Raw genomic sequence first — 6,417 nt, 5'->3', positions numbered from 1 at the left:
AAACTTCTGAACCGCGTCCCCCCATCGGAAAACAACAGTAGTGCTGGAATATTAACCAGCTCATCCATCGGCTACGCTCGCACTACACGAGCCTCGTCTTAGGACCGACTAACCCTGGGGCGATTTGCGTTGCCCAGGAACCCTTAGTCTTACGGTGGGCGGGGTTCTCACCCGCCTTTTTGCTACTCATGCCAACATTCTCTCTTCTCATCGCTCCACCGAACCTCACGATTTGACTTCAGCGCAATGAGAATGCTCCTCTACCGCTTGCTCAGAATTCTATAATCCATTTATGCACTTCAGTGCACCCTTCCTGTAAATTTGTTAAAATTTGGAAGACTTATCAATGAATAATAAAATTCTGAGCAAGCTCACATCTTCGGTAATATACTTAGCCCCGGTAAATTTTCGGCGCGAAACAACTGGACTAGTGAGCTATTACGCTTTCTTTAAAGGATGGCTGCTTCTAAGCCAACCTCCTAGTTGTAGTAGTCACAACACCACCTTTTACACTTAGTATATATTTAGGGACCTTAGATTGTGATCTGGGCTGTTTCCCTTTTGACTGATGGAGCTTAGCCCCCATAGTCTAACTGCCGGACTTCACTTACTGGTATTCGGAGTTTGGTTAGGCAGGGTACCTTGCGGCCCCAGACCCATTCAGTGCTCTACCCCCAGTAATCAGCATCCGACGCTAGCCCTAAAGCTATTTCGAGGAGAACCAGCTATTGCCAGGTTCGATTGGAATTTCTCCGCTAACCACAACTCATCCCCTAGTGTTGCACGACTAGTGGGTTCGGCCCTTCAGTGATATTTCTATCACTTTCAGCCTGGTCATGGTTAGATCACCTGGATTCGGGTCTTGTGCATGCGACCTTCCTAGATAAATCTAGGATACGGGCTATTAACCCTCGCTTTCACTACGACTTCTCCCGCACCTTTTGGCCGAATAGAAATTTCAGATATTTGTTCAAGCTAATTAAAGCTTAAACGATCTTCTTTAACTCTCAGCGAAAAGGTGCGGGATTAATCAAGCCACATACAACAAACTCGTTGGCTCATTCTTCAATAGGCACGCCGTCACTATGCACTTCACTATTGTTCAGCACAGAATTAAGAATTTTGAATTAAGAATTTTGAATGATAATATCGCCATCGCGATGATTAATAATTTAAAAATTAAATCATTAAAAATTCATTCGAAATTCAAAATTTGAAATTCAAAATTGTGTCGAACATAGTGAAGTACACAGCTCCGACTCCTTGTAAGCATATGGTTTCAGGTACTATTTCACCTCCCTCCCGGGATGCTTTTCACCTTTCCCTCACGGTACTTGTTCACTATCGATCACAAAAAGTATTTAGCCTTAGATCATAGTCGACCTAGTTTCAAACGGGATTTCACGTGTCCCGCCCTACTTAAGAATATACGATATAGAGGGAAATTGTTTTCGCGTACAGGGCTATCACCTTCTCTGGCGGAACTTTCCAGTTCACTTCAACTAACAATAACTTTTATGACTCTACTCTAATAAATCTGAGAATTAGAATACGTATATCTTGCAACACCATATAAACATGTGGGCTCAGGCCCTTAAGTAAAATTCAATTACCGAAGTAAAATCATAATACAAGGTTTAATAAGGTTTAGGCTTTTCCCCTTTCGCTCGCCACTACTTAGGGAATCACAAGATGTTACACAGAATCGCTTAGCCGAAACTAAGTTAATCTGTGTAGCACCCATTGTTGTTTTCTTTTCCTCCGGTTACTAAGATGTTTCAGTTCACCGGGTAATCGTCTCGCTTATCCTATGTGTTCAGATAAGGGACACTCCGTCTTCAACGGAGTAGGTTTCCCCATTCGGAAATCTTTGGGTCAAAGGTTGCTTACCACCTCACCAAAGCTTATCGCAGGCTGCTACGTCCTTCATCGTCTTTTTGTGTCAAGGCATTCACCATATGCTCTTATTGAGATTTTCTCACATTATTAACTTTAACAATGCGATAGAAATTCGACTATTAGCAAATAACAGTCTTGTTCCTAATTTGCAATATTGCAAAATTTTAGATGCTCTTATTAAGTATTTAAATGTCAAAGGTCTTTCTTATTCCACCATCGGTATGGGGTGGATCATTAGAATTTTTATTAGAAATCTACACTGTAAATTTCTAAATTAATCTTCTAATTTTTAACAAACAAAAAACCGCTTTTAGCGGTAAAAACACTCAAGACTAGTTGGTAAGTGTTAGCCGCGTACTGGTTTATAATTTTTCTTTAATTTTCGCATTAATTTAATTTTCTTAAACTGATATTTATTATATAGTATTTCTAAATTATGTCAAGAGTAATGAGCTCACCGATAAACTCAAACCTAATTACTCATTTTTACACTAATATTAAAGAAAATCTACATAAAATAGATTTTCTGTTGTGTGTTTTTTGCCCAGTTAATTCACAGATTATTAACAGAGTATTTTCTTATTTTAATTTTTCTAATATTTCTGGATTATCCATATAAGATTGAGCCTCATGTTTGTCTACCAGCCCCTCTTTATAGAGCCTCTTTATGTCTTGATCAATGCTAACCATCCCATCTTTTGAATTTGTCTCAATAACTGTTTTTAGTTGAGCTATTTTATTTTCTCTAATCAGATTTGATACCGCTGGATTATTTATCATCACTTCTCTTGCGGCAATTCTCCCACCATCTTTTTTATGAAGCAGTCTTTGAGAAATTACTCCCGCCAAAGTATTAGCAATTTGCATTCTAACTTGGCTTTGTTGATGTGATGGAAAAATATCAATAATACGATCTATAGTTTGAGCTGCATTATAAGTATGCAGTGTAGCTAAAACCAAGTGCCCTGTTTCCGCTAAAGTTATTGTCGTTGCGATTGTTTCCAAATCCCTCATCTCACCAACCATAATCACATCCGGGTCCTGTCTTAGAGCATGTTTTAATCCATTATTAAAACTCATCATATCACTTCCTAATTGTCTTTGAATAATCACACTTTTGTCTGACTTAAAAAGATATTCAATTGGATCTTCAAAGGTAATAATATTTGCTCTTCTGGTTTTATTTATATAATCCACCATCGCAGCGAGAGTTGTTGACTTACCACAACCAGTAGGCCCTGTCATCAAAATTAATCCATGCTTCAAGTCAAGAAGGTTATAAACGATCTGTGGCATATCAATATCTTCAAGGGTGGACATCTCATCTGTAATAACCCTGGCAACTAACCCCATATTACCTCTCTCATAATGCAAGTTAATTCTAAATCTATAATCATCCATAGACATCCCAAAATCTAATTCTTTATAGTCTAGAAATTTATTTTTTTCTTCTGGTTTTAAAACATCAAAAATCATAGCCTCAATGTCCTTCTTATTAATAACTTCTACACCTTCGATATCCTCAAGTTCTCCATCAATCCTCAAAAATGGCGGTCTTCCCACAACCAAATGTAAATCAGAGGCCTTTTTTTCTATAGCAATTTTAAATAAACTTTTTAATGTCATATTTTTAGATTATAAATTTGAATAATTCTATATTAATATTAGCATTAATCAAAAGAAAACAAAAGAAAAGCTCCAGTTTTATACTGGAGCTTAGTTCTATGCTATTTCTTTTTTTCTATTTTGCTGGCTCACTTACAACATTGTCTCTCATGTGACTGGGCAATGATAATCGCCCACTTGTACGAGCTTCTTCTGCTGTATCAAATTCGTATGCGTCTTCTTTCTTTGGTCCCCAATAACAACCAACTCCATCGTGTTTATTAATGAAATAGGATTTTCTCCCACCTACCACAATTACTGCATTGTGCAGTATTTTTGCTACAAATGAACTTGATAATTTATTTCCTTCAGTTTTTTTCAACTCGCACCTCTACTATTCCTTTTAACATCTTATCCTCCCCTTTTGCAAAAGATCTGTTTAATTAAATTCTCCTTTTTCTGTCCTTTTGGTTTACTTCTCCCAGCAAGCAAATTATAAAATCTCTTGTTTATAGTCAAAAATCCTGGAAGCCCTAGTTGTGGCGTAACTTGTAGCCCACGTTCTCCAATGCCGAGTGACGCAAGAGAATATATATCATATTCCCATTCTTTTTTGGAAATTGCATCAATCAGCGTAAACCCACAATCTTCTCTGTTTCCTATTTCTTCTAGCCTCGAAGCAAGATGAATTGCAAAAAGTTCCAGATCACTGTTAGTAGTCATCACTAGTGTTTCAGGTCCCACCTTTGCCACAAAACTACTAGACAAACTGTTCCCATCAGTCTTTTCAACTCGTACTACCATAATTTTTTTTGGCATCTTTTCCTCCTCTTTTGTAAAAGTTCAATTCCTCTGTTCTAGCAAAATGTCATTCCGAACTCGCCTATCCCGAGGGAAGCGGGAATTCAGAATCTTCAAATTATTTTAATAAAATAATCTTTATTTAAATTCTCCTTTTTCTATTCTTTCCTTAAGTCTCTCAAGCATTTCTGAGTATTCCCTATCTAAATCAATACCGTACTGTTCAGCTAAATCATACATATTAAATAGCATATCAGCCAATGCATCTGCAATATCATCTTTAGTTTTTTCGCCTTTTATTTTATTCTTCTTTACACCACTCTCAAATAAAATAGCTTGAGCCAACTCACCCAATTCTTCAGTAAGATCAATAAATCTTTGTTCCTTAGAAAATTTACTTGGGAACTTTTTCACGATGTCATTTGTTGTTTTTTGAAAATCTTTCATAAATTTGTTCTATATTTTGTGTTACATGTTTCATGTTCCATGTTTCATGTTACATGCTACATGATATTTACCATTTCTTCTTCTTAATTCCCTTCGCCGCCGCATCAACCTGCGCTTCTTGCTTTGAGCTTCCTTTCCCTTTTGCAACAAGGTCTTCTCCGAGATATAAACCAACTTCAAATATTTTATCATGGTCAGGACCGCTCTCTCCTAACACCCTGTAGTGCGGAGTAGTCTTAGCATTTTCTTGAGCAATTTCTTGAAACTTAGATTTTGGATCTAGATATAGTTTGTTTTCCAAAATATCATCCAATTTAGACAACATATAAGCATGAACAAACTCACTTGCCTTTTTTATTCCTTGATCAAGATAAATTCCACCAATCAAAGCTTCAACGGCATTAGCAATTATATATTGTCTCGCTTTTGAATTAGTGTCCTTCGATTCTCCTTTTGAGAGATACAAATATTTTTCTAGTTTTATTTCCTCAGCTACTCGAGCAAGCATTTTTGAGTTAACCAAAGAAGCCCTCCAGTTGGTCAAATCACCTTCAGGAGTGTCTGGATAGTTTAGGTATAGATATTCGGTGACGATTATTTCTAATACCGCATCACCCAAAAACTCCACTCTCTCATTATGAGGCAAGTGAAAATCAGGATGCTCGTTTAAATAAGACCGATGTACAACGGCTTGTTTCAAAAAATCGATATTCTTGAACTTTACATTAATAAGTTCTTCGAACTTTGAAAAGTCTTTCATTTCTCTTTGATTGCTAAATTGTTAAATTGTTTAATTGACCAGCAATACAACAATATAACAATGCAGCAATATTATTTTTTTAATCTTTATATTATTTTAGTGTATTTATTCTTCTCTCTCCTTTTTTTCTTCTTTTTTTCCCTTTCTTTCCTCTTCTTTTTTAACAATTTCTGGATTCGCTATTTGCAAATCTTTATAAATTGCTCCCAAAACACCGTTAATAAACTTTCCTGAGGCTTCTCCACCAAATGTTTTTCCTACTTCGATTGCTTCATTAATAGCAACTTTTGCAGGAATATCATCATTTTTCAGCAGTTCATAGACTCCAATTCTTAAAATATTTCTATCAACCAAAGTAATCTGTTCCAATGGCCATTCAGTTGCATATCTAGTGATATTAGCGTCGACATCATCTATGTTTTGAACCACCCCTTTAATAATATCTTTAGCAAACCCCTGATCATCAAAATTTGGTGCAAAATTATCAAACATTTGTTTTAATGATGTATCTAGGTTTTCATTATTTTTCCCATGAAAATCCCAAAGAAACAAAGTTTGCATTGCGATAGTTCTAGCTAGGTGTCTATTTGCCATATGTTTAAAAATTGAACAAAAAAAACAAAAAGCGTTTATTTTTCGCTTTTTGTAGTTTTCTCCTTTATTTTGATAATTTCACGATCTCTATAAGTTCCACAAAATGAACAAGCATTGTGGGGTTCTACTGATTTTCCACATTTTGTACATTTTATTAAAGGAACTTGTTTAAGGGCATGATGGGACCTTCTTCTTCCCGCGGAACCTGGGGTCCTTCGCTTTTTTGGTACTGACATAAGTTATTAATATTCTCTTTATTTGTAATACAATATATATAGTATTACCTTATTTTTTTATAATAGTCAAGGAGA

At 36.0% G+C, this 6,417-nt stretch carries 7 protein-coding genes and 1 rRNA gene; all 8 read right to left on the bottom strand.

Going from position 1 to position 6,417, the window contains the following annotated elements:
- Window positions 1-1,978 (bottom strand): 23S ribosomal RNA (locus tag PF572_03990); the annotation flags it as partial.
- A 500-nt stretch (window positions 1,979-2,478) separates the two neighbouring features.
- Window positions 2,479-3,525 (bottom strand): type IV pilus twitching motility protein PilT, encoded by a 1,047-nt coding sequence (locus tag PF572_03985; GenBank protein MDA3840227.1) that lies wholly within the window; start codon window positions 3,523-3,525, stop codon window positions 2,479-2,481.
- Between the two features lie 115 nt (window positions 3,526-3,640).
- The gene (locus PF572_03980; protein MDA3840226.1) at window positions 3,641-3,886 is read right to left on the bottom strand and encodes a hypothetical protein; all 246 of its coding nucleotides are present in this window, start codon (window positions 3,884-3,886) and stop codon (window positions 3,641-3,643) included.
- 29 nt (window positions 3,887-3,915) lie between these two features.
- Window positions 3,916-4,323, bottom strand: coding sequence for a hypothetical protein (locus tag PF572_03975; GenBank protein ID MDA3840225.1), 408 nt, complete (start codon window positions 4,321-4,323; stop codon window positions 3,916-3,918).
- Between the two features lie 120 nt (window positions 4,324-4,443).
- Entirely contained in the window at window positions 4,444-4,752 is a 309-nt protein-coding gene (locus tag PF572_03970; GenBank protein MDA3840224.1) for a hypothetical protein, read from the bottom strand.
- A 67-nt stretch (window positions 4,753-4,819) separates the two neighbouring features.
- Window positions 4,820-5,512 (bottom strand): ribonuclease III, encoded by a 693-nt coding sequence (rnc, locus tag PF572_03965; protein MDA3840223.1) that lies wholly within the window; start codon window positions 5,510-5,512, stop codon window positions 4,820-4,822.
- 105 nt (window positions 5,513-5,617) lie between these two features.
- The gene (gene nusB, locus PF572_03960) at window positions 5,618-6,106 is read right to left on the bottom strand and encodes a transcription antitermination factor NusB (protein MDA3840222.1); all 489 of its coding nucleotides are present in this window, start codon (window positions 6,104-6,106) and stop codon (window positions 5,618-5,620) included.
- A gap of 35 nt (window positions 6,107-6,141) precedes the next feature.
- Window positions 6,142-6,342 (bottom strand): 50S ribosomal protein L32, encoded by a 201-nt coding sequence (gene rpmF, locus PF572_03955; GenBank protein ID MDA3840221.1) that lies wholly within the window; start codon window positions 6,340-6,342, stop codon window positions 6,142-6,144.
- Between the last annotated feature and the right edge of the window lie 75 nt (window positions 6,343-6,417).

The organism is Patescibacteria group bacterium (genome assembly GCA_027858235.1).
Classification (GTDB): domain Bacteria; phylum Patescibacteriota; class Patescibacteriia; order Patescibacteriales; family BM507; genus BM507.
This window is presented reverse-complemented; position numbering and strand designations above follow the sequence as displayed.

Bases quoted from the DNA above. Each gene is read 5' to 3' on its own strand.
- PF572_03985 (MDA3840227.1), bottom strand. From the start codon at position 3,525: ATGACATTAAAAAGTTTATTTAAAATTGCTATAGAAAAAAAGGCCTCT.
- PF572_03975 (MDA3840225.1), bottom strand. From the start codon at position 4,323: ATGCCAAAAAAAATTATGGTAGTACGAGTTGAAAAGACTGATGGGAAC.
- PF572_03970 (MDA3840224.1), bottom strand. From the start codon at position 4,752: ATGAAAGATTTTCAAAAAACAACAAATGACATCGTGAAAAAGTTCCCA.
- rnc (MDA3840223.1), bottom strand. From the start codon at position 5,512: ATGAAAGACTTTTCAAAGTTCGAAGAACTTATTAATGTAAAGTTCAAG.
- nusB (MDA3840222.1), bottom strand. From the start codon at position 6,106: ATGGCAAATAGACACCTAGCTAGAACTATCGCAATGCAAACTTTGTTT.
- rpmF (MDA3840221.1), bottom strand. From the start codon at position 6,342: ATGTCAGTACCAAAAAAGCGAAGGACCCCAGGTTCCGCGGGAAGAAGA.